This window comes from Hymenobacter terrenus (assembly GCF_000972495.1).
Classification (GTDB): Bacteria; Bacteroidota; Bacteroidia; order Cytophagales; family Hymenobacteraceae; genus Hymenobacter; species Hymenobacter terrenus.
Genome location: NZ_LATM01000013.1, coordinates 131,073 through 149,385 on the forward strand (window position 1 = coordinate 131,073; position 18,313 = coordinate 149,385).

20 protein-coding genes and 1 tRNA gene are annotated in these 18,313 nt (G+C 58.1%); 11 read left to right on the forward strand and 10 right to left on the reverse strand.

The window, feature by feature from the left end; translation table 11 throughout:
- Positions 1 to 24: 24 nt before the first annotated feature.
- The 4 genes from WX88_RS16310 to WX88_RS16325 are packed head-to-tail and all read left to right on the forward strand — an operon-like array spanning position 25 to position 4,238.
- Entirely contained in the window at positions 25 to 1,848 is a 1,824-nt protein-coding gene (locus WX88_RS16310; RefSeq protein ID WP_046245444.1) for a type VI secretion system Vgr family protein, read from the forward strand.
- 6 nt (positions 1,849 to 1,854) lie between these two features.
- On the forward strand, positions 1,855 to 3,486 hold the full coding sequence (locus WX88_RS16315; protein WP_046245445.1) for a polymorphic toxin-type HINT domain-containing protein: 1,632 nt from the start codon (positions 1,855 to 1,857) through the stop codon (positions 3,484 to 3,486).
- 5 nt (positions 3,487 to 3,491) lie between these two features.
- A complete protein-coding gene (locus WX88_RS16320) occupies positions 3,492 to 3,860 on the forward strand; it encodes a hypothetical protein (protein WP_046245446.1) in 369 nt (122 codons plus the stop codon).
- An 18-nt stretch (positions 3,861 to 3,878) separates the two neighbouring features.
- Positions 3,879 to 4,238 carry a hypothetical protein gene (locus WX88_RS16325; RefSeq protein ID WP_046245447.1) on the forward strand — a complete coding sequence of 120 codons (360 nt, stop codon included), beginning with the start codon at positions 3,879 to 3,881 and terminating at the stop codon, positions 4,236 to 4,238.
- A gap of 291 nt (positions 4,239 to 4,529) precedes the next feature.
- Here the strand turns inward: WX88_RS16325 and WX88_RS16330 are convergent, their stop codons facing one another.
- Positions 4,530 to 4,949: a hypothetical protein gene (locus WX88_RS16330; RefSeq protein WP_156176194.1), complete on the reverse strand. Its 420-nt coding sequence runs from the start codon at positions 4,947 to 4,949 to the stop codon at positions 4,530 to 4,532.
- A 163-nt stretch (positions 4,950 to 5,112) separates the two neighbouring features.
- Positions 5,113 to 5,859, reverse strand: a complete 747-nt coding sequence (locus WX88_RS16335; RefSeq protein WP_046245449.1) for a hypothetical protein — start codon at positions 5,857 to 5,859, stop codon at positions 5,113 to 5,115.
- A 173-nt stretch (positions 5,860 to 6,032) separates the two neighbouring features.
- On the opposite strand from WX88_RS16335, the gene WX88_RS16340 reads away from it, so the two are divergent.
- Entirely contained in the window at positions 6,033 to 6,236 is a 204-nt protein-coding gene (locus tag WX88_RS16340; RefSeq protein WP_046245450.1) for a hypothetical protein, read from the forward strand.
- Between the two features lie 139 nt (positions 6,237 to 6,375).
- Here WX88_RS16340 and WX88_RS16345 read toward each other — a convergent pair whose 3' ends face one another.
- From WX88_RS16345 to WX88_RS16360, 4 genes are all read right to left on the reverse strand, one after another.
- Positions 6,376 to 7,695, reverse strand: coding sequence for a site-specific integrase (locus tag WX88_RS16345; protein WP_046245451.1), 1,320 nt, complete (start codon positions 7,693 to 7,695; stop codon positions 6,376 to 6,378).
- A gap of 174 nt (positions 7,696 to 7,869) precedes the next feature.
- Positions 7,870 to 7,951, reverse strand: a tRNA-Leu gene (locus tag WX88_RS16350).
- A gap of 39 nt (positions 7,952 to 7,990) precedes the next feature.
- A complete protein-coding gene (locus tag WX88_RS16355; protein ID WP_046245452.1) occupies positions 7,991 to 8,530 on the reverse strand; it encodes an iron-sulfur cluster co-chaperone HscB C-terminal domain-containing protein in 540 nt (179 codons plus the stop codon).
- 38 nt (positions 8,531 to 8,568) lie between these two features.
- Entirely contained in the window at positions 8,569 to 8,856 is a 288-nt protein-coding gene (locus WX88_RS16360; RefSeq protein WP_046245453.1) for a putative quinol monooxygenase, read from the reverse strand.
- A gap of 134 nt (positions 8,857 to 8,990) precedes the next feature.
- Between WX88_RS16360 and WX88_RS30145 the strand changes: the two genes are divergently transcribed.
- Positions 8,991 to 9,203 (forward strand): hypothetical protein, encoded by a 213-nt coding sequence (locus tag WX88_RS30145; RefSeq protein ID WP_156176195.1) that lies wholly within the window; start codon positions 8,991 to 8,993, stop codon positions 9,201 to 9,203.
- A gap of 106 nt (positions 9,204 to 9,309) precedes the next feature.
- Here WX88_RS30145 and WX88_RS16365 read toward each other — a convergent pair whose 3' ends face one another.
- Entirely contained in the window at positions 9,310 to 10,080 is a 771-nt protein-coding gene (locus tag WX88_RS16365; RefSeq protein ID WP_046245454.1) for an SAM hydrolase/SAM-dependent halogenase family protein, read from the reverse strand.
- 123 nt (positions 10,081 to 10,203) lie between these two features.
- Here WX88_RS16365 and WX88_RS16370 point away from each other — a divergent pair, with 123 nt between their 5' ends.
- The 4 genes from WX88_RS16370 (at position 10,204) to WX88_RS16385 (ending at position 15,177) form a co-directional block, all read left to right on the forward strand.
- Positions 10,204 to 11,304: a PhoH family protein gene (locus tag WX88_RS16370; RefSeq protein WP_082116082.1), complete on the forward strand. Its 1,101-nt coding sequence runs from the start codon at positions 10,204 to 10,206 to the stop codon at positions 11,302 to 11,304.
- 151 nt (positions 11,305 to 11,455) lie between these two features.
- Positions 11,456 to 11,887: a GNAT family N-acetyltransferase gene (locus WX88_RS16375; RefSeq protein WP_046245490.1), complete on the forward strand. Its 432-nt coding sequence runs from the start codon at positions 11,456 to 11,458 to the stop codon at positions 11,885 to 11,887.
- Positions 11,888 to 12,278: 391 nt separating this feature from the next.
- Entirely contained in the window at positions 12,279 to 14,534 is a 2,256-nt protein-coding gene (locus WX88_RS16380) for a ComEC/Rec2 family competence protein (RefSeq protein WP_197076810.1), read from the forward strand.
- A gap of 289 nt (positions 14,535 to 14,823) precedes the next feature.
- A complete protein-coding gene (locus WX88_RS16385; RefSeq protein WP_046245456.1) occupies positions 14,824 to 15,177 on the forward strand; it encodes a hypothetical protein in 354 nt (117 codons plus the stop codon).
- Between the two features lie 69 nt (positions 15,178 to 15,246).
- On the opposite strand, the gene WX88_RS30150 is transcribed toward WX88_RS16385, so the two are convergent.
- Positions 15,247 to 15,489, reverse strand: coding sequence for a hypothetical protein (locus tag WX88_RS30150; RefSeq protein ID WP_156176196.1), 243 nt, complete (start codon positions 15,487 to 15,489; stop codon positions 15,247 to 15,249).
- 333 nt (positions 15,490 to 15,822) lie between these two features.
- On the opposite strand from WX88_RS30150, the gene WX88_RS16390 reads away from it, so the two are divergent.
- Positions 15,823 to 16,512, forward strand: a complete 690-nt coding sequence (locus tag WX88_RS16390; protein ID WP_197076811.1) for a helix-turn-helix domain-containing protein — start codon at positions 15,823 to 15,825, stop codon at positions 16,510 to 16,512.
- Positions 16,513 to 16,660: 148 nt separating this feature from the next.
- Here WX88_RS16390 and WX88_RS16395 read toward each other — a convergent pair whose 3' ends face one another.
- Both WX88_RS16395 and WX88_RS16400 read right to left on the reverse strand, forming a co-directional pair.
- The gene (locus WX88_RS16395) at positions 16,661 to 17,449 is read right to left on the reverse strand and encodes a hypothetical protein (protein ID WP_046245458.1); all 789 of its coding nucleotides are present in this window, start codon (positions 17,447 to 17,449) and stop codon (positions 16,661 to 16,663) included.
- A gap of 509 nt (positions 17,450 to 17,958) precedes the next feature.
- Positions 17,959 to 18,313 (reverse strand): T9SS type A sorting domain-containing protein (locus WX88_RS16400; protein ID WP_197076812.1); only part of this gene is annotated, 355 nt, incomplete at its 5' end.

Here is an 18,313-nt window from a genome sequence, read left to right on the forward strand (position 1 = left end):
AACCACCTTTTTACTATCTACTATATGGCTCGTCAGGTTACTATTCAAGTCGATGGAGCCGGGGAGCCGTTTGCTCCCGGCGACGATTTTTTACGGTTTTCCCTAACCCAGCGCCTCGCGGGCCACCACAGTTTCGCGCTGACCGTGCCCTACGACCGGGCCGAGGATTCCAAAACGGCTTTCTTCTCGCACACACTGGAAAAGCTGCTCGGTGAAACCATCGTGGTGAGCATCGACGATGCCATCGTGATGCAGGGCACGAAAAAGCAACAGCTCCTATTCAAAGGAATCATTACCGGGCTAAGCACCAGCAAAGACACGGATTATAGCGCTAGCATCACCGTGCAGGGCTACAGCCCGTGCCGCCAACTGGCTGACGGGTTGCAAAAACGCACGTTTGTGAAGCAAACGCTAGCGGATATCTTCCGAGACGTTCTGGCCCCGTACCCTGAAGATCTGCTGCCGCGGCAAATTCAGCCCGAGCATCGCGCCCCGCTGCCCTACGTGGTGCAGTATCAGGAGTCCAACTATGCCTTTTTGAGCCGGTTGGCGGCCGAATATGGTGAATGGTTTTATTACGACGGACAGAAGCTGCACCTCGGGCCTGCGGCCGCAGGCGAAGCGTTTGACTTTGTAGCGGACGGTGTTTACAATAATTTTCAGTTCAACCTGTCACTCCAGCCTACCCGCGTCACGCTCTACGATTACAATTACCAGCAGCACGAGCATTTTACCAGCCACACGACCGCGCAGCAGCTTCCCGCCCTCAGTCAGCACCGATACAGCAAGCTGGCCTCGGACCAGTCCGAGAAGCTGTTTGCTCAGGCTTCGCACACCACGGCTGAGACCGTCATTCAGAGTGCCAGCCAGCTCAACGAAGAGGCTAAGTTTCTAAAAGCGCACCGCGTGGCCAACCTAGTCGTGATGCAAGGCCATAGTGATAATTCTTCGCTGCTGCTCGGCGGCGTAATCCGCATCCACGGCGAGGGCCTGGGCAGTCAGCACCTGACTGATGAGAGTTTTGGTACCTATCGGATTACCGAACTCACCCACCACGTGAGCGCAGCGGGCAACTATCAAAATACGTTCACGGCCATTCCGCACTTGCTGGAGGTGCCGCCAGTGTACCCGACCTACGCCCCACCCGCTGGCACCTCCGAGCTGGCGGAAGTCATCGATACCAAAGACCCCGAGCACCTCGGCCGTATCCGGGTCCGTTTCTACTGGCCCGTCGAAAAGCCGCGCAACGCCGAAACCGACTGGCTGCGGGTGCTCACCCCCTACGCTGGGGCGGGTAAAGGTCAATTATTCACGCCCGAAGTCGGCTCGCAGGTGCTCATCGGCTACCAAAGCGGCTTAGCCGAGCAGCCTTACGTACAAGGCAACCTCTTTCACGCCAAGAACAAAGCCAACGCCAAATACACGCACAACGGCGGCGAAATAAAAGGTATTCAGACCATGGCTGGCAACCGGGTCACCTTCCATGACAAAAAAGGCGCGGAGAAAATTGTCATCACCAATGGCAATCAGAAAAGCACGGCGCTGGAAATTGGCTTCACCGGCGACGGTAACATCACCCTCAAAACCAATGGCTCCATTTCCCTGGCGGCGGGGAAAGACGTGGTCATCGAGGCCGGTAATGACGTGAAAATCTCGGCTAAGAAAAATGTAGTGGTCACGGCTAAGGAAGAAAATATGCACCTCACGGCGAAAAAAGGGGCTAGTCTGAAGGCAAAAGACCTAGACCTAGACGTGAGCAATAATATGCAAGCTCAAGTCAGCAGCAACCTAACGATGAAGGCTGGAGGTCAGGCTAAGCTGGTTTCTACTGACACCGACGTTATTTAAGGGCCCATGTCGAATCCCCTCGAATACGTCATCACTGGGGCGTTGATGAAGTGCAGCCAGGGCACGCTGCCTATGCCCTTCAAAGCCACGCCGCGCACCACTAAAATTGCTGGACTATTGGCTGGCAACGAATTAGATGTTCTCCCGCTGGTTAACATTCCTTCGTTCGTCATCTGCAAAAAGCTCACGCAGCTGGCCGGCGGAACGCCCACTCCGTGCATGCCAGCCCCCACCCAGTGGCAGGATACGTATCCTGCTAAAATCGGGGGCGGCAATGCGTTATTGTGCCGCTCCTGCATCACGTGCCCCGTCGGGCAAGGCAAGATTGAGTTCATTAATTCAGGGCAGCTACCGCAGCCGCCCCAGGTCAGTCAGCAAGTCAAGGATACGGAGGACGAAGCGGCTGAAGCACTCAAGCAAGCGGAGCTTGAAAAGAACTCCGTAGGCGAAGCTAGCCTAGCGGAGGGCTTGATTCCCATTTGGGGCTCAGGGCGCGACCTCATTCACGCCGTGCAGACGGGCGATAAAGTAGGTATCGCCCTCAACGCGGCCTTTCTTGTCTGGGACGTGGCTTCGGTAGTGGCCGGGGCCTTCTCGTTTGGCACGGCCACGGCGGGCATGATGGCTGGTAAAGCTGGCGTGCGCGCCGCTTTAAAGGCTGGTTCCAAAGTAGCGGTGAGCCTAGCTAAGAAAAAAATGGCCAGCGTGGCCGCCAAGTCGTTGGCGTTGAAAGAAGGCTTACCCACCGCGCTGAAAGCGTTGAAAGGGCTGGGCACCGGGGCTGTTAAGGAATGCGTGACCGCCTGCTTTCCGGCCGGCACTCCCGTGGCAGTAGCCGACGGTTACCGTAATATTGAGGACATCCGGATGGGCGACTTGGTGTGGGCTTGGGAGCAAGAACGCCAAAATCTGGCCCTGAAGGCGGTGGTCTCTACCAGCCAGCGTGAGGCCCACGCACTGATTGAAGTTCACGTGGGTAGTGAAATTTTACAAGCCACACCGGAACACCCGTTCCTGCTCGCCAGCAACGAATGGCAGCTAGCCGGCCAGCTGGTGGTCGGCGACGAGTTGCTGCGCTCCGACCGAGTGAGCATGCCCGTGCGCCAACTCGTGCATCAGACTGAGCAGCCCGTCACCGTCTACAACTTCGAGGTGGCCGATTGGCACACCTACCTAGTGGGCCACTGGATGCTGGTGGTCCACAACGGGCCGTGCGAAGATGCCCTCAAATGGACCATTGGTACGTATGAAGCCTTGACCAAACAAGCTGCTGGCCTGGCTCTGGATGCCCACCACCTCGTTCAGGCCGAAAAAATGACTGCGCTACTTAAAAAAGCTGGACAGACCTTCGACCACGGCAATGGCATTAGTATCTTGGTGCCGACTATTGGTCATAGGGTTAGAAGCCTAGTTAAAAAAGAAGTTAAATGCATAAGCAGGTGGAATGGGAAAAAAATTGATAAGCATATCAGCGAAGCAGAAAAAGCAGGTAAAAATTTGAAGCAAATTTCTCGGAATTTACTAGCGAAAGATATCAAAGAAATGCGTCGTGTTTACAACGGTGAAGTTCCAAATAAAGCCTTGCAAGACTTAATCGACCTGCATAAAAAAGCATTTCCCTACCTTTTTAATAAATAAAGCTTATGGACCAGATTGAATTCATCGAGAAGCTTAAAAAATACGGGATTGAGCAGAACTTTAATCTTTATAAAGAATCGCTCCAATCGCCCACGGACCCAGAAGACAAAAACTCAGAAGGAGGAAAGCTCAAAGAATTGTTTAAATCTTTGAGTGCCGAGCAGCAAGCATACTTTTTAAAATCACTAGGAATGGTGATAGAAGACAGTGTCGCTATAATATTGGCTCTACTAGATGGCTCTAGCAACATTGGGCAGGTAGGGGGCAAGTTTCAGCTGTACTATGACAAGGACGGCGAACGCTACCATATCAATAATAAGGAGGGCGATGACCTGATGACTCTGCTTTACGACGAGGCCGACGAAGACGAGTGAATAGACTTTCCTTAGCTTATGGACCAGATTGAATTCATCGAGAAGCTTAAAAAATACGGGATTGAGCAGAATATGGCCCTTACTCGCGAATTGCTCTTTGAGCCAATTAACGATAAAGGCGATAATCTTGAATTGATTCAATTCAAAAAGCTTTTCTTGTCTCAGAGCGATGAGAACAAGGGAATTATTATTGCTTATCTAAAGCAGTTTATGGAAGATAGTATGGGGATATTACTGTCTTTGCTAGATGGGGCTAGTAGTATTGGCCAAGTAGGCGGAAAGTTTCAATTGTATTACGATAAGGATGGCGAACGCTACCATATCAATAACAACGATGGTGACTATCTAATGACTTTGTTTTACGACGAGGACGAATAAACCAACCGAGACCCACTATAAGCGCCGGAATCATGATTCTATTTGTGAGAGGTACTCTCATGCACTATCACATAATTGAGTCCGGGGTAATCGTCCTAAATAGGGGGCTAAACGCATTAGTATAGCAAAGTGCCTTGACTGTTTAGTAACGTTTGCTGGTAGCCTTCGGCAATCGTGAAACAATGCCGCATATTCATAGAGGTGCCTTTACAGTAGGCTCAACGCAAAAAGTCGGTCCCTGTTAGACAGAGGCCGACTTTTTAACCTATAGATGGTGATGTCGATGTTGTGTTATCCCTGCGCAGCATCCCAAAGAACAGGTGACCCCTCTGCTATTAGCTCTTTCGCTGGTACCACGGCCCTTACTGCCTGTGGCGTCGGGAGTATGGGTGCACTGGTCACCAGTTCTCCAAACAGCGGATTATTCGGCAGCGGCTGCCCGCCATTACCATCGGGTATCTGATTGAAGAGTACCACTTCTTCGCCGGGCTGGCTCTCGGCCAGCACAGTAGTGAGCATCTGCGGACCCACTTGGTCCGTCAGTGAATGCACCAGCAGCGTCTGCGTACTCACATCTACGTTGTAGAGCTGATTGAGCAAGTTCATGACGCTGGCGGCCGTGGCCGCGTCGGTGAGGGCTGCGGCCAACAGGTGGGCGTAGGTTCGGGCTTTCTTGTCGGCCGTGGCGCGTAGGCGAATAGCGTGTTTCATGCGCCGACGAAATTGCTCTTGATAGGCAGTAAGTACCATAATAAAAAAGGGAAGCAGGGTTAAGAAAAAGAGTTAATCCAGGTTAGGGGTGTCATAAGAATGAGGGGGGGAAGAAAAAACGGCCAGCTAAGAATAGCCAGCCGTTTCGACAAGCCCCAATGGCTTAGGCCACGTACTCAATAGCCAGCGGGTTGGTGCTGTTGTTGTTGAGCGGGTAGAACTTGCCGTTCACCTGCTGGTAAAAGTTGATACCCACCACACCAACGACCAGGTTCGCATCGGCCGGCGCAGCCGGGAAACTCGCCACCAGCGTCTGGTTTACCAGGGCCGCGCTGTTCGCGGCTAAGATGCCCAGCGGAGCGGCCACCACGGCATTGGTGAAGGTTAGCGTCGCCATGTCCAGCGACGAAGCCGCGAACACTAACTCAAAGTGCGTCGTACCCTGCGGCGCGGCAATGTCCGAGGCCGGATTCAGCGCCGGAACGGTCATGGTCACATCGGCACCAACTCCGGTCACTTCGTAAGGGAAATACATGGTTTGGCCAATGCCCGCGCTCGCGTTGAAGTTGAAGCCCAGGAGCGGCGCCGAGTTCGACGAGTTGAATACGCGCTGGCCCCGGTCATTCGTGTCATCGAGCCCGATGACTTCCCGCATGGCCTTTGTCAAGCGCGAGGCTACGCGGCTGTCGCTGGCCGAGGCAATGGCCACCCGCAACGAGTCGCGCAACACCTTGCTGTACTTGGCCGCCTGGCCAAATTCTGAGGCATTTTCGCGGGTACGCGCCATGCTAGACGCGTTCATGAACTTGGCCTTGTTCGAGGCCGGCTTCTGCGCCACTGAGCCATCCTTTCGGAAGACCAGCCCGCCCACCGTCCCCTGTAGGCCCAAAATACCAGTTTGTTGTGCCATTGTGAAAAGTAAGTTGTTGAGATGCGCTTGTCTTGCCAATAGCGGCCAGCTCCATAGCCCGCATTCATAGCCAGGGCGCTGTTTGTGGAGTCGAAATACTTCAAGTAAATTTGACAATTCTACCGCAGTGCCCCAACTAACCCGGTCTGCCCCTCCATACCCCGCCGCCCCCCGTGCCCCGCATCTGCCTATACCCGAAAGACGTGGCGGCCCTCACCGGCCGCAGCTACGACGCCGCCAAGCGCCTAGTACGCCGCGCACGTCAGGCGGCAGGCAAACCTGCCGGGGCCCTGGTATCGGTCCAGGACTTTTGTCGCCTCACCGGTCTCGATGCGGAGGAGGTGTCCGCCGCCCTGAACGCCCCTGCTTCCCGCTAGTGCGCACCGTACTCCAAGGCACCTCGAAGCGTACTTAAAGCCTACACACGACCACTCTGGCAGGCCCCGCGTCGACCAAAAAAGTGCCCGACCGGAAGTGAGTCTGGCCGGGCACTTTCGTTTCCGCGCAGCCAACCCTTTACGCTGCCATCACCGTGCAAACCGAACCATCTAGCACGCTCGCAGCCGGCGAAATTGCCGGCCCATCCCATGCCGCCCGCATGGCCTGGTGCTGCAGATCCTCGACTACTTGCGCATAGCGCATCGTATTTTGAATCTTGGCGTGGCCCATAACCTGCTGCAACACCGTCACCGGCATCCCGCGCAGCAAGCTTTGCACCGCGAACGTGTGGCGGGCCGTGTGCATCGTCACCAGCTCGTGTAGGGGCACCGCCGTTTTCACCACCTGCCCGCCGGCTGTGCTCACCACTTCTACCGGCCGAGACAGCCCTGCCAGCTGCGTGATTTTCTTCAGATACCGGTTCATCGGCTGGTTAGCCAGCACCGGAAGTAGCCGTGCCCCCTCAAATTGGCGTGCAGGCGTTGCATACTTGTCCAATATCTCGGCTGCCATCCGGCTCAGGTAGATGCTTACCGTAGCCCGCGTCTTGGTTTGTATCAGCCGAAGCACCCGGTCCCCGTCCCCATTAGCGCCCAGCAAATGCAGGTTGCCGGCGTGCAACGCCGCCACGTCCGAGTAGCGCAAGCCCGTGTAGCAGCAGAACAAAAACACGTCCCGGGCCGGCTCCAGGGTCTTTGAGAGCTTTACCGACACCAGTGCCGCAAGGTCGGCCCCGGTCAGGTACGTTTTCGCCTGGTCGGTGTACTTCACCTCAAACCGCTTCAATTCCAGCCCCAGCATCAGCCCTCGCTCATCCTGCGCGTGCCGCAAAAACGTCTTCAGGTCCTTGAGCAAGGTGTACACCCCGTTGGCCGACAAGCCGCAAACCGTCCGTAAATAGCTTACATAGTCATCGTGCACCGCAGAAGTATAGCCGGCCAGCAGTAGCCCCTTACGACGAGTCTTCTCCAGGAAAGTCTCCAGGTGGTTACACGCCGTTTTGTAGTGCCGCAACGTGTGGAAGGCATACCCCCGCCCGGCCAGCACGTCCCGAAACTCTGTGAAGCGGGCCACGAGCGTAGGTTCTTCCTTCACCACCACGGCCGCCGGATTCACGGCCTCGCGCATCAGGGCCACGCTCGGTGCCACGTTGGCCGCCCGCAATTCCCGGTACCGGTCTTCTAGTCGGCGTACCAAGGCGGCTAGCCCCAGGTTAGCCGAGGTGTAGCCTGGGAAGGAGCGCCGGAACTCCTGTTCCTTCTCATTCCACTGCCGCGGCTCACACCGCTCCTTGGTCGAGCAGCGCAGCCGCAGCCCGTCGAAGTACGCTGATACGTAGACCGGCACCGTGCCCGCCTTATCCTGTTTATCATGCCGCAGCTCAAACACAACTTTCATAAGATTTAGAAAAAGAGGTGGCGTAGGAGGTGGCGTAAAAGCATCAGTAAGTCTGGGTAAACCCATTAATAAATCCCGATTGGCCTGAACGCAAAAAAGCCTCAAAAACTGCATCTGTTGCCAGATTTACAGCTTTTGAGGCTTGAAAAGAGGGTGGTCGTTAGACCTTCCTAGTACCCGGAGCCGGAGTCGAACCGGCACACCTTGCGGTATTGGTGTTTGAGACCAACGCGTCTACCGGTTCCGCCATCCGGGCAGGATGAGCTTTTGTTAGAACAATTCCGCTCTGCCGGTATCAGGAGCGGGCTGCAAAGGTAGCCAGCTGTTGCTTAATGCGCAACAGATACCGCTTTTTTAGGTAGTAGGTGCGGATTTGCTGGAGCGCCGCCGGCCGGTGGTCGGCCGGTAGGCCTTCATAGCCAGCAAGTACGGGCGCGATGCCGGCATCGAGCGTATCGGCCAAAGTGGTTACTTCGGCGACTACTTGGGCCTGGGCAGCGGCATCGGGGGCGGTTTCCAGGTCCATAAGCTGCTCGTTGAGGTCCATCATGTCCATCAGAAAATCGGGCGGAAGCTGCTCCTGCTTGCCTTCTTCGAGCAGGCCGTGCTGGCGCAGGAGGTAAGCCATGCGCTGGTCGGGGTCGGAGAGGGTCCGGTAGGCGTCGGTGTTGAGGGTGGCTTGGCGCAGCATGTCGGCCTGGTTTTCGGCTGATGACGTAGCGTGGAAATCGGGGTGGGTTTCACGGCTCTTGGCGTAATAAAGGCGCTTGAGGGCGGCCTCATCGGGCTGGAAAGATTCGGGCAGGCCGTAGAAAGCAAAATAGTCGGGTGACATGGGATAGGGCAGCGTTTTGGGAGGAATGAGTAGTACGGCTACGACGCCTGAGTAACCGAAAAGGCCACGGGTGGGGCTGCAAACAGCCGCTTAGTGGCTGGCCATACCTCACCAAATAAGGCTGATTTCCGGTACGCGGCGAGCGCGGCGGCATCTTCCCAATGGCTGTAGGTGCAGTAGGTAGCGGGCGTGTCCACATCCTGCCACAGCTCCAGGTGGCGGCAGCCGGGTTGTTGTCGAATACGATTCTCTGATTCGTGGAAGAGCGCCAAAAAGGCGGGCACCTGTGCCGGAACGAAGGTCATGCGGACAATACGAATGAGCATGGGGCGAAGATAGGGACAGAGCCAGCGCTGGTATTACCGGCTCAAGCCCAGAGAAATGACAGGATTCCAACTTATAAGTTAAACCCGCCGTAAAGAACTGCCGATAATGCTCACCTTTAACACCTTTCCCTTTTATGAGATTTCCACTTTTTCGTTCTGCCGGTTCCGCTTGGCTCGCGTTGCCCGCCTTCGCCGCCACCTTGCTGTTGGGTAGCTGCAACAGCCAGCCCACTGCCACGGAAGCCGACAAAACCGCTACGGTAATACCGAGCGACACCAATGCTGCTTCCGATAGCGCCGCCACCACCGCCCCGGCCGCTGACTCGGCCAGCGCTGCTGGTCAGTAGAGCGTTCCGAAACTAAATCCGGTCGCTGGCATAATTCGGCGCCAACAAGGCCCCGACTCCTGTGAGTTGGGGCCTTGTTTATGAATGACCACGAGGAGCCGGTGTCTTATTCCACCGTAAACCGCACGTCGACCTGCGAATCAAAATGCAGGCCCAGCAGCTCCGACGCGTTGCCCTGGCAGATGCCCAGACACAGGCAGTTCTGGCTGTTGAACACGGCCACCGCCTCGCCGGGCGGGGCCGCCGAAAAGTGCAGGTGCAGCTCGCGCACCACGTCGCGCCCGAAATGCACGGCAAAGCCCCGGCCGTGGCCTACGGCGTCCACGGCGGCGCGGGAAATATTGGTAATCAGGTTGCCGTAGTGGTCTACGTGGGCCACGTGGCCGGTGATGCGGTGGTCCTGCAGGCGGACCTGGCGGTTATTCAATTGATGAAACGCCGTGATGGCTGGGCCGAGGCTGGTGAGCGACTCGCCCTGAGCCAGGGCTACGGCGGCGGGCAGCAGCACATCGCGGGTGGGGGAGGGGGTGATGGCGGCGGGCAGGGCCACCAGTTCCTCGGGCGCGCTGTTGGTGAGTAGGGCGAGGATGCCATTGTCGGCAGCTACGAAATAATGACCTGCAAACAGGGCGGCCTGCCAGCCCGGCTCGGGTCCCGCGCCGTGGTCGTCGACGCCGATAACGTGCACCGTGCCTGCCGGGAAGTCCCGAAATACCGATTGGAGAACGTGAACGGCGTGCGCGATGTTGAAGGGTTCTACGCCGTGGCTGATATCTAGCACGGTCGTAGCCGGAGCCAACTGCAACAGCCGCGCTTTCAGCGCCGCCACGTAGTGGTCGCGGTAGCCAAAATCTGTCAGCAACGTTATCAAACCCATGCCCGCTGTTGCGTAGTTTTTCGTAGTATTGTTCGTTCGCCCGAACCGGGGCAAAAGTAGCCGGTTTGGGTCGAAAACGGGCTGTTTTTTGTCTCCCTTCTTCTTTCCCCCCTCTCTCCCAACTTGGTCGAAAAAATCATCACCCTCGAAAACATGTCTTTGGTCGATTTCCTCGGCCCCGACAACCAGAACATCCGCCAGCTGGCGGCCGCTTTTCCCGGCTCCAAAATCATCAGCCGCGGCAACGAAATCAAAATCCAGGGCCAGACGGAAGTCATTGCCCGCATCAACGACTTGCTTTCCTCGCTCATCGAGCACTACCACCAATACGGTCAGATTACCGATAAGACGGTTAACCAGTACCTCTCCGCCACCAGCGAAGAGGCCGAAGGCCGCGTGCTGGCCGCCTCGCCCGACGTCATCCTGTTTGGGGCCAAGGGCGGCGTTATCAAGGCCAAAACGCCCAACCAGCAGCGCTTGGTTGACACCGTAATGGCCCATGACCTGACCTTTACGCTCGGGCCGGCTGGTACGGGCAAGACTTATATTTCGGTAGCGCTGGCTGTGCGGGCACTGAAGAATAAAGAGGTGAAGAAAATCATCATCTCCCGCCCCGTGGTGGAGGCCGGCGAAAGCCTGGGTTTCCTACCCGGCGACATGAAGGAGAAGGTGGACCCCTACCTCCGCCCAATTTACGACGCCCTGGAAGACATGATTCCGGCCGAAAAGCTGAAGTTCTACCAGGAAAACAAAATCATCGAAATTGCCCCCTTGGCCTATATGCGCGGCCGGACCCTCAACAATGCCTTCGTGCTGCTCGACGAGGCTCAGAACACCACGCCCTCGCAGCTCAAGATGTTCCTGACCCGCATGGGCCCCACCGCCAAGGTGATGGTGAACGGCGACCGCAGCCAGATTGACTTGCCCACCCGCCAGAAATCGGGCCTGATGCAGGCGCTCGATATTCTGAAAAACGTGCAGGGCATCGGCTACGTCGAGATGACTTCCGAAGACGTGGTACGCCACCGCTTGGTGAAGCAAATCGTGGAAGCCTACGATAAGTACGACACCGAGGAAATGACTCGTCAGGCCCAGCAAAACGGTGCCGCCCGCCGCGATGAGCGGCACGAGCGCCGCCTCCGCGAGCAGGGCTTGCTGGATAGCAGCCTTCCCGTGGCGGAAGCCGAGCCCGAACTGCCCGTAAACCACGAGCAGGCCCTATAGTCCTTTAATGCCTGACATTTTTCAACACCTGTCATCCTGAGCTTGCGAAGGACCTTGTCATAGCCGCCCGATTTGCAGCAACCCTTCTGCATGGTTCAATCGTGACAAGGTTCTTCGCAAGCTCAGGATGACCGTTTTTATTTCGCTCCTAATGCCTGCTACCGCCTACCGCATCACCGACCTGCGTGACCTCGACGCGGCTTTTACCATCCGCGAAAAAGTATTTGTGGAAGAACAAGGTGTACCATTCGACCTTGAAAACGATGAGCACGACCGCCGCGACGCCCGCCACTACCTGGCCCGCGCCGCCGATGGCACCCCCGCCGGCGCCGCCCGCTGGCGCGAAACCAACAACGGCGTAAAGCTGGAGCGGTTTGCGGTGCTGGCGGACTTTCGCAACCAGGCCATTGGCGCCACGCTGCTGCACGCCGTGCTGGCCGATATACGCGCCGAGCTACCGGAGGCGAAGGTGTACCTGAATGCGCAGCTGCGCGCCATCCCGTTCTACGAGCGGCACGGGTTTCAGAAAGAAGGAGAGATGTTCGAGGAAGCCAATATCCAGCACTACAAAATGGTGCTGTAGGACGCAGCCTTCACTGCGTCTCGTTGGCCGGTTGCGTATCGTCGAACAACTCCCGTATAGTTTTACCATTGCGCCCGCAAAGTCGCAGCAAAGGCTGCGACCTACATTCCTGGCTGGTCGCTGGCAGCGCCTGGAAAGTGAGCAGGGCCGCTCGGCTAGGGAGCACTGAGGCAGGTTGTGCGCCAGCTTGCGGTGCTGAAACGCGTTGTAGTACAGAGTAGCTGAGCTTGAGGTGGCGCAGAAAAGGAAAGCAGGAGTGGGAATAGCTTTCGAGGTGCCTGCGGTAAGGGAGCGGCCAGCGGCAGCCACAGCTTGTGGAGTAAACAGCTATATTGCTGGTCGTCTACTTCGCTACATGCCGTCAATGATAACCTGGGCTACTTTTCCTTTTGTGCGGTATACCCCCGCGCTGATTACCGGCATCGTGGCCTACCTCTACCTCGGCGAAGGCTGGCCGGAGCTGTGGCCCTACGCGGCGGCTCTGGCGGTGTTGGCGGCATTGCTCATTTTCTGGGCCGTGCGCCAGCGCGCCCCGGCCGCTACCGATGCCGCCGGCACGCTGGCGCTGCTAACCATCGTCGTGTTTGGGGCCACCCTCACGCAGCGGGCCACCGAAAGCCGTCGCGCCGACCACCTCTTTCGCTTCGCCGACCAGGTAGAATGCTACCAGGCTGTTGTTGATGATGGCATTGTGGTGCGTCCTGCCACTTATGCCACTACCCTGCGCGTGCGGGCCGTGCGGGTGGCTGGCCGCTGGCGCCGGGCCACGGGCGGCGTGCGCGTGTCGCTGCCGCGTGTCGAGGGAGTTGCCCAGCCGCGCTACGGCGAGGTGTGGCTCATCCGCGGGCACCCGGACGCGAGTAAGCCTCCGCTCAACCCCGGCGAGTTCGACTACCGCCGCTACCTCGAATACCGGCAAGTGTATCACCAGCAGTTTATTCACCCCGACCAGTACCGGGTGCTGGGGCTGGACCCGCCCAGCTTGCTGGTGGCCGCCAGCATGCGGGCCGCCGCGCAGCTCGACGGCGTTTTCCGCCATTACATTAAAGCCAAGCGCGAATACGCCATTGCCTCGGCCCTGGTGCTGGGTATTAAGGACGACGTAGACACGGTCACGAAGCAGGCGTATACCAACACCGGCACTACGCACATTATGGCCGTTTCGGGGCTGCAGGTGGGGTTGCTGTTCGCGGCCATGTCGTTGGTGTTGCAACGTTTATTTGGGCGGGTGCGCGGGTTTCGGATTTGGTCGGCGCTGCTGGGGCTGGCCGTTATCTGGAGCTACGCCTTCCTCACTGGGTTGTCGGCGTCGGTGCTGCGGGCCACGGTAATGTTCACGTTCGTCATCGTGGGGCGGGTTTGGGGGCGGCAGGATTCTATTTTCAATACGCTGGGGGTAGCGGCCTTCGCGCTGCTGGTCTTCTGGAACCCGTTTCTGGTGGCCGATGTCGGTTTTCAGCTGTCGTTTCTGGCGGTGCTTAGCATCGTGTACCTGCAGCCGCGCATCGCACGCTGGCTGGATGTGGAAGCCTATTTCTACGCCCGGCGCCGGCCCTGGCAACCCCGGCTGGTGCAGTGGGGCTGGCACGGCACCGGCTGGTTTCTCGATAAGGTGTGGCAGGCCGTGGCGCTGTCGTTGGCGGCGCAGGTGGCTACGTTCGGGCTGGGGCTCTATTACTTCCACCAATTTCCCTTCAGCTTTTTGGTTTCCAACCTAGTGGCCGTGCCCATTTCGAGCGGGGCCGTGTACGTGGGCCTGCTCTTGCTGGTGGTGAAGGGAATGACCGCCGCCCTGGCGGCTGTGCTGCCGGCCGTCGCCGGGTTGTGGCTCGACTTATTACCTAAGGGCGTGGCCTGGGTGTTTGAGCAGGCCGTGTGGCTGTTTAACGAATACATTTTCCTGGTTAGCCGGCTGATGGCTAACTGGGTTGTTCGCGAAATCCACGTGTCCGCTCTGCAAACGGTGCTGCTCTTCGGGCTGATTGGGACGCTCCTGGCCTGGGCCAACACCCGTCGCCTGGCCTGGCTGAGCTGGGCCACCGCCGTGCTGCTGGTGTATGTGGGCAGCCGGGTGGCCGAAGCGCGGGCTGTGGCTCCCACCGAAGAATTCATCGTGTACAGCATTCCGCGCCGCTCGGCGGTGGGCTTCTGGCAGGGGGCGGCCGTGGAGTTTGTCACCCCCGATTCGGTGCCGCTCACCGAAACCGAGCGCACCTACCGCCTGTTGCCGGGGCTCATCCAGCGCCAGGCGCGGCACCCGGCCTACGCGGTGGGCTGGCGCGGCACCACCATCCCCGTGCAGCGCCTGGCCGACCCCGACAGCGCCACCGAAAAACTATTCTTCAAACCCGGCCCCGTCGTGCTGGCGCACTGGCGCGGCCTGCGCATCGGCTTCGTCTCCAACCGTATTTCCTCGGCTACCCAGTCCGTGCCCGTCGATGTGCTGGTTTTGCGCCGCAACGCCCGCCTCAAGCCTGAAACCGTCGCCGCCGTGTTTGGCCCCAGGGTGCGGGTCGTGTTCGACTCCTCCTGCAAAACCTGGTACGTGGCCCGGCAGGATTCCAGCTTGCGCGCCCACGGCTTTCAAACCTGGGATGTCACGGCGCAGGGAGCTTTTCGGTGCCGTCCGCCGCTGGCGTTGCAGTAGCGTATGGTTTCGAGATAATGTCCGCCCGATGTAGAGACGCCACCCTTGGCGTCTCGTCGTCCGCGCCGTTTGCCCGTCATCGTTCAACGACGAGACGCCAAGGATGGCGTCTCTACATCGTTCTTGCAGCTTCCTCTGCAACTCGCTTTATGCCCCAGGTTTGGCCGACGTCTCAACGAGCTAACTCAGGACCTGAACACGGGCAACATGCCGCCCACTGTATGGCCCCAGGGTTGCTAATCTGCTTAGTCGTGGTGTAGCTTAGCTAAAGAATTCACTATTTTCTGCCATGGCAACCACGAAAAAGGCCCATTACGTGGCCAATGAGCATTTCCAAGAATACGAACAAATCGATTCCCTCCCGGATGCGGAAGACCGGCACGCGGAGTATGAGGAGATTTTTAGCCAGGACGAAGAGCCGGTGCTGCCCATTATACCGGTGCCACCCGCGGCGCAGTCTTTCGCCTACAGCGTGGGGCACCGCGTGCTGCCCGAACCCAGTGCTCCTGTCCGCACCATCATCTGGCGCGGCCAGTTGAAGGAGCGCCTACCCGAGACTGGCTTGGTCCATCGGGTGAATGTGTATCGCCTGGACGACGGCTTCTGGGATTGTTATCGCGAAGACGAACTACAGGCTGCCTAATCCGCATAAAAAAAGCCCTGACCAAACGGACAGGGCTTTTTCATGAAAGGAGGAATGCAGGCAGCAGAGTCATTCATGAGAAGAGGGTTTGGAGGAAAAAGCACTTGATGAATCATTGACAACAGCAGTTGCCGGAGTATTAACTGTCGAAACAAACGCCCCGCCCTCACTGACAATATCCTTGCCCTCGGTATTATGTATCCAGGCAAGATTGAGGCTGAGTGCGACTACCAGGCCAAGTGTTAGGAAAGTCAGCACACCTAGCGCAATTCCAAAGGTTCCTCGAAAAAGCGAAATCAGAAAGTTTTTCATTTGAGTAGAGAACTAATGAAGTGCAGAGCCAATGGTAGCCAGAACAGTACGGTGAGCCGTTAGTTTGGGCGGGGATTGGGGTGAAGAGGGCGTACGGGGGACGCTGCTGCTAGTTGGTCCTGACGTAGGTAGGCAGACAGAATGTTTTAGCTTATGCCGACCCGCGCCAGCAGGGCGCTTATCTAACATTAGTAATCTTGGGTTTTCAACAGGCTCATGTGAGAAAGTGTGGACTATTTTCACAAAATTGAAAAATAGTCCACGCATGCAAACGAGAAAGTGTGGACTATTTTTCAACTTTGTGAAAATAGTCCACAACTTTTTCTGCTCTCCTTGCCACGTCGACCGTTTTCTTCTCCTCATTTCGTGGCCCACGTCCGGGCTTGGTTTGGCCTGCGCCTGGATGAGCTGGCTTTGTACCTAGGCGTGAGTAAGTCATTGATTCACGCCGTCGAACTCGGCCGACGTTCCCTCACACCAGCCGTGAGTGCGGCCTTGCTGCCCCTACTGCGATTGCTGCCCCCACCCGAAGAGGTGGCCGCTGCCGAAGCTGCCGCCCGGGCCGCAGCCGAGCCAGTGCTCCCCGCCCTAACCCCCACCAGCCTGCCGCCGGGCACGCCGCCCCCCGATGCCGGCGAGTTGGATTTTCGCCGCCGCGTGTGCCAGCAGCAGGCGGCCCGGGCCCTGGCGCAGGCGGCGGCCCTGGCCCGGCAGGCTCGCGTGGCCGCTCGCTGGGCCGCCGCACTACCCGCCCTGCTACCGCCCGACCCCGACGACCCCACCAGCGCTCCCCTGCCGGACCCCGACGACTTCACCGCCCCGCCGGCGGCTCGGGCCCTGGCTGCTGCCCTGGCCTTAGCGGCCGACCCCGACGACCCCACCCGCGCCCCTGCGCACGCCCGTTGGCTCCGCAACTGGCTGGCCTGGCGGGCGCGGCCCCTGTCCCCGGCCGCCGTTACTCGCTACCACCGCCTCCGTGCCCGCGCCACCGGCCTGCTCACCGAAGCCGCGGTATTAGGGTAGGGGGCCTCTTTTCTGGGGAAGGGGTTATCAGCCGGCGGTTGGGTTTATCACCGGAAATGGGCGGTATATACCGTGGTAAACCAAAACGCCCCTGGCTGAGTAGCCAGGGGCGTTAAACTAGTTGTGAATTACTGGAAATTGCCGCCGGTTAGCGCCGACGGAGCTGCCGGAGCTGACGCACTTCCGCCTCGCCCAAACTATGCACGACTTTGCCGGCTGCACCCCGCTGGCTGGAAATCGGACCACCTTGATTGCTCGTGGCGCAATCCGTGATGAACTCGGCGCCATTGCCCACCAGCACAGCCAGGTTAACCAAGCCATCGTCCTTAAGCTGGGCCAGTGGAATCCTTAGCTGTAAGCGGTTATTACGCAGGCGCACCGTCGCCCGAGCAACCTCTTCGGTGCCAAGCAAGGGCTGAATCGTCGAGCCATCGGGCTGAGTGACCGGCTCTCCCACTATAAAGCTTACGACCGGAAAGGTGCCGTCGGCGTTCCGTGAGCTGATCACGCCTAAATCCAGGTAAACATCAGGGTTGATGTTGGCAGGGTTGGCTTCGCAGCCGAATGGACCAGTACCGGTAGCACTGTTCTGGTCGGTGTCGAGGGAGATGATGCCTCGCAACTGGGAGGGCGTCACCACGGTATCACCGGGTGCTGGCAGCAGCACGGGCTGGGCGAACGTAAGGGTGATGTTAAGCGAGGAAGCGGTGCGCTGCACGGTGGTGCTGAGCAGGTCGTAGTTAGTGCCGCGACCAGTGCCCGAAGCGTCGCCGCGGGGGTCCGGTACGTTCACGATGCGCGCCGAGTTGGCGTCCTGCGTCCCTGGAGCCGAAGCGGTCGGCGAGGGAACATCCTTCACCGAATCGGTGCAGGCGCTCATCAAGGTCGATAGCCCGGCGGCCAGGCCCAGGACAGTCAGTAAAGAGGTAGTTCTCATGAGTAAATGAAAATAAGGAAAGGGAAAAACGAAGTGGCTACTGTAAATCGACCGTCCAGACCTAGGATTTCGGTTCGGAAAGGGGGTATTGTTGCGTTTTTGGTAGAGAGTAGCGGCTGTTGAACGAGGCAAAGCTATCTTTTAAAGGGCCCTCTTCCAAGCGGATAGCTTTACATGCTCAGCCAGTGGTTCGCTGGCATAGCGAAGTAAGCGGCGGTGCAGTGGGTCGGAAGGAGTAGCTATCGAGGCAGTTGATGTGCTCACAGCGGCTGCGCGTAACAAGTCAAATAGGCGGTTTTTTTCTATTGATTTAATAGCAAAATAACATACCCCTTCGACAGCGTATTGCAAGACGAAGGCTTCCGTAACATCTCACTCCTGCCTATACCAGATGGTATTTGAACACCGCTTATGAAGACGTCTCAATTGGTTTCACCAGCCATAAGTCATAAAAAAAGCTCCGACCAACCGGCCGGAGCTTTTTTTATGGATGGTCCGTTTCCGGGCCGTTACTCTTTCACGAGCCGCTGGTGCGAAGTCGTGGTGCCGTCGCTTATCTCTACGAGGTAGCAGCCGGCTTGCAGCGTCGCTACGTGGAGCAGGTCTTCGGCGAAGGGTACGCCGCGGACTTCGGCACCGCGCAGGTCGTATACGCGCACGGTGAGGGGCTTCGTGGTGTCAACCGTCAGCGGCCGGACGATGTGCACCACATCAGTCGTGGGGTTCGGGTACAGTAGGTACCGGTCGGTCCGGTCGGTAGTGCTGCTGTAGTCGTTGTTCTGGGCAGTGCCGCCGGTCACGTTGAGGGTATAATCCTCGGTTTCGCCGGCCGCGTAAGTGCCGCAGCCCGTGGTGGTGTTCACC

Coding starts and splice junctions, on each gene's coding strand:
- WX88_RS16310 (WP_046245444.1), top strand. CDS start 25: ATGGCTCGTCAGGTTACTATTCAAGTCGATGGAGCCGGGGAGCCGTTT.
- WX88_RS16315 (WP_046245445.1), top strand. CDS start 1,855: ATGTCGAATCCCCTCGAATACGTCATCACTGGGGCGTTGATGAAGTGC.
- WX88_RS16320 (WP_046245446.1), top strand. CDS start 3,492: ATGGACCAGATTGAATTCATCGAGAAGCTTAAAAAATACGGGATTGAG.
- WX88_RS16325 (WP_046245447.1), top strand. CDS start 3,879: ATGGACCAGATTGAATTCATCGAGAAGCTTAAAAAATACGGGATTGAG.
- WX88_RS16330 (WP_156176194.1), bottom strand. CDS start 4,949: ATGAAACACGCTATTCGCCTACGCGCCACGGCCGACAAGAAAGCCCGA.
- WX88_RS16335 (WP_046245449.1), bottom strand. CDS start 5,859: ATGGCACAACAAACTGGTATTTTGGGCCTACAGGGGACGGTGGGCGGG.
- WX88_RS16345 (WP_046245451.1), bottom strand. CDS start 7,695: ATGAAAGTTGTGTTTGAGCTGCGGCATGATAAACAGGATAAGGCGGGC.
- WX88_RS16355 (WP_046245452.1), bottom strand. CDS start 8,530: ATGTCACCCGACTATTTTGCTTTCTACGGCCTGCCCGAATCTTTCCAG.
- WX88_RS16360 (WP_046245453.1), bottom strand. CDS start 8,856: ATGCTCATTCGTATTGTCCGCATGACCTTCGTTCCGGCACAGGTGCCC.
- WX88_RS30145 (WP_156176195.1), top strand. CDS start 8,991: ATGAGATTTCCACTTTTTCGTTCTGCCGGTTCCGCTTGGCTCGCGTTG.
- WX88_RS16365 (WP_046245454.1), bottom strand. CDS start 10,080: ATGGGTTTGATAACGTTGCTGACAGATTTTGGCTACCGCGACCACTAC.
- WX88_RS16375 (WP_046245490.1), top strand. CDS start 11,456: ATGCCTGCTACCGCCTACCGCATCACCGACCTGCGTGACCTCGACGCG.
- WX88_RS16385 (WP_046245456.1), top strand. CDS start 14,824: ATGGCAACCACGAAAAAGGCCCATTACGTGGCCAATGAGCATTTCCAA.
- WX88_RS30150 (WP_156176196.1), bottom strand. CDS start 15,489: ATGAAAAACTTTCTGATTTCGCTTTTTCGAGGAACCTTTGGAATTGCG.
- WX88_RS16395 (WP_046245458.1), bottom strand. CDS start 17,449: ATGAGAACTACCTCTTTACTGACTGTCCTGGGCCTGGCCGCCGGGCTA.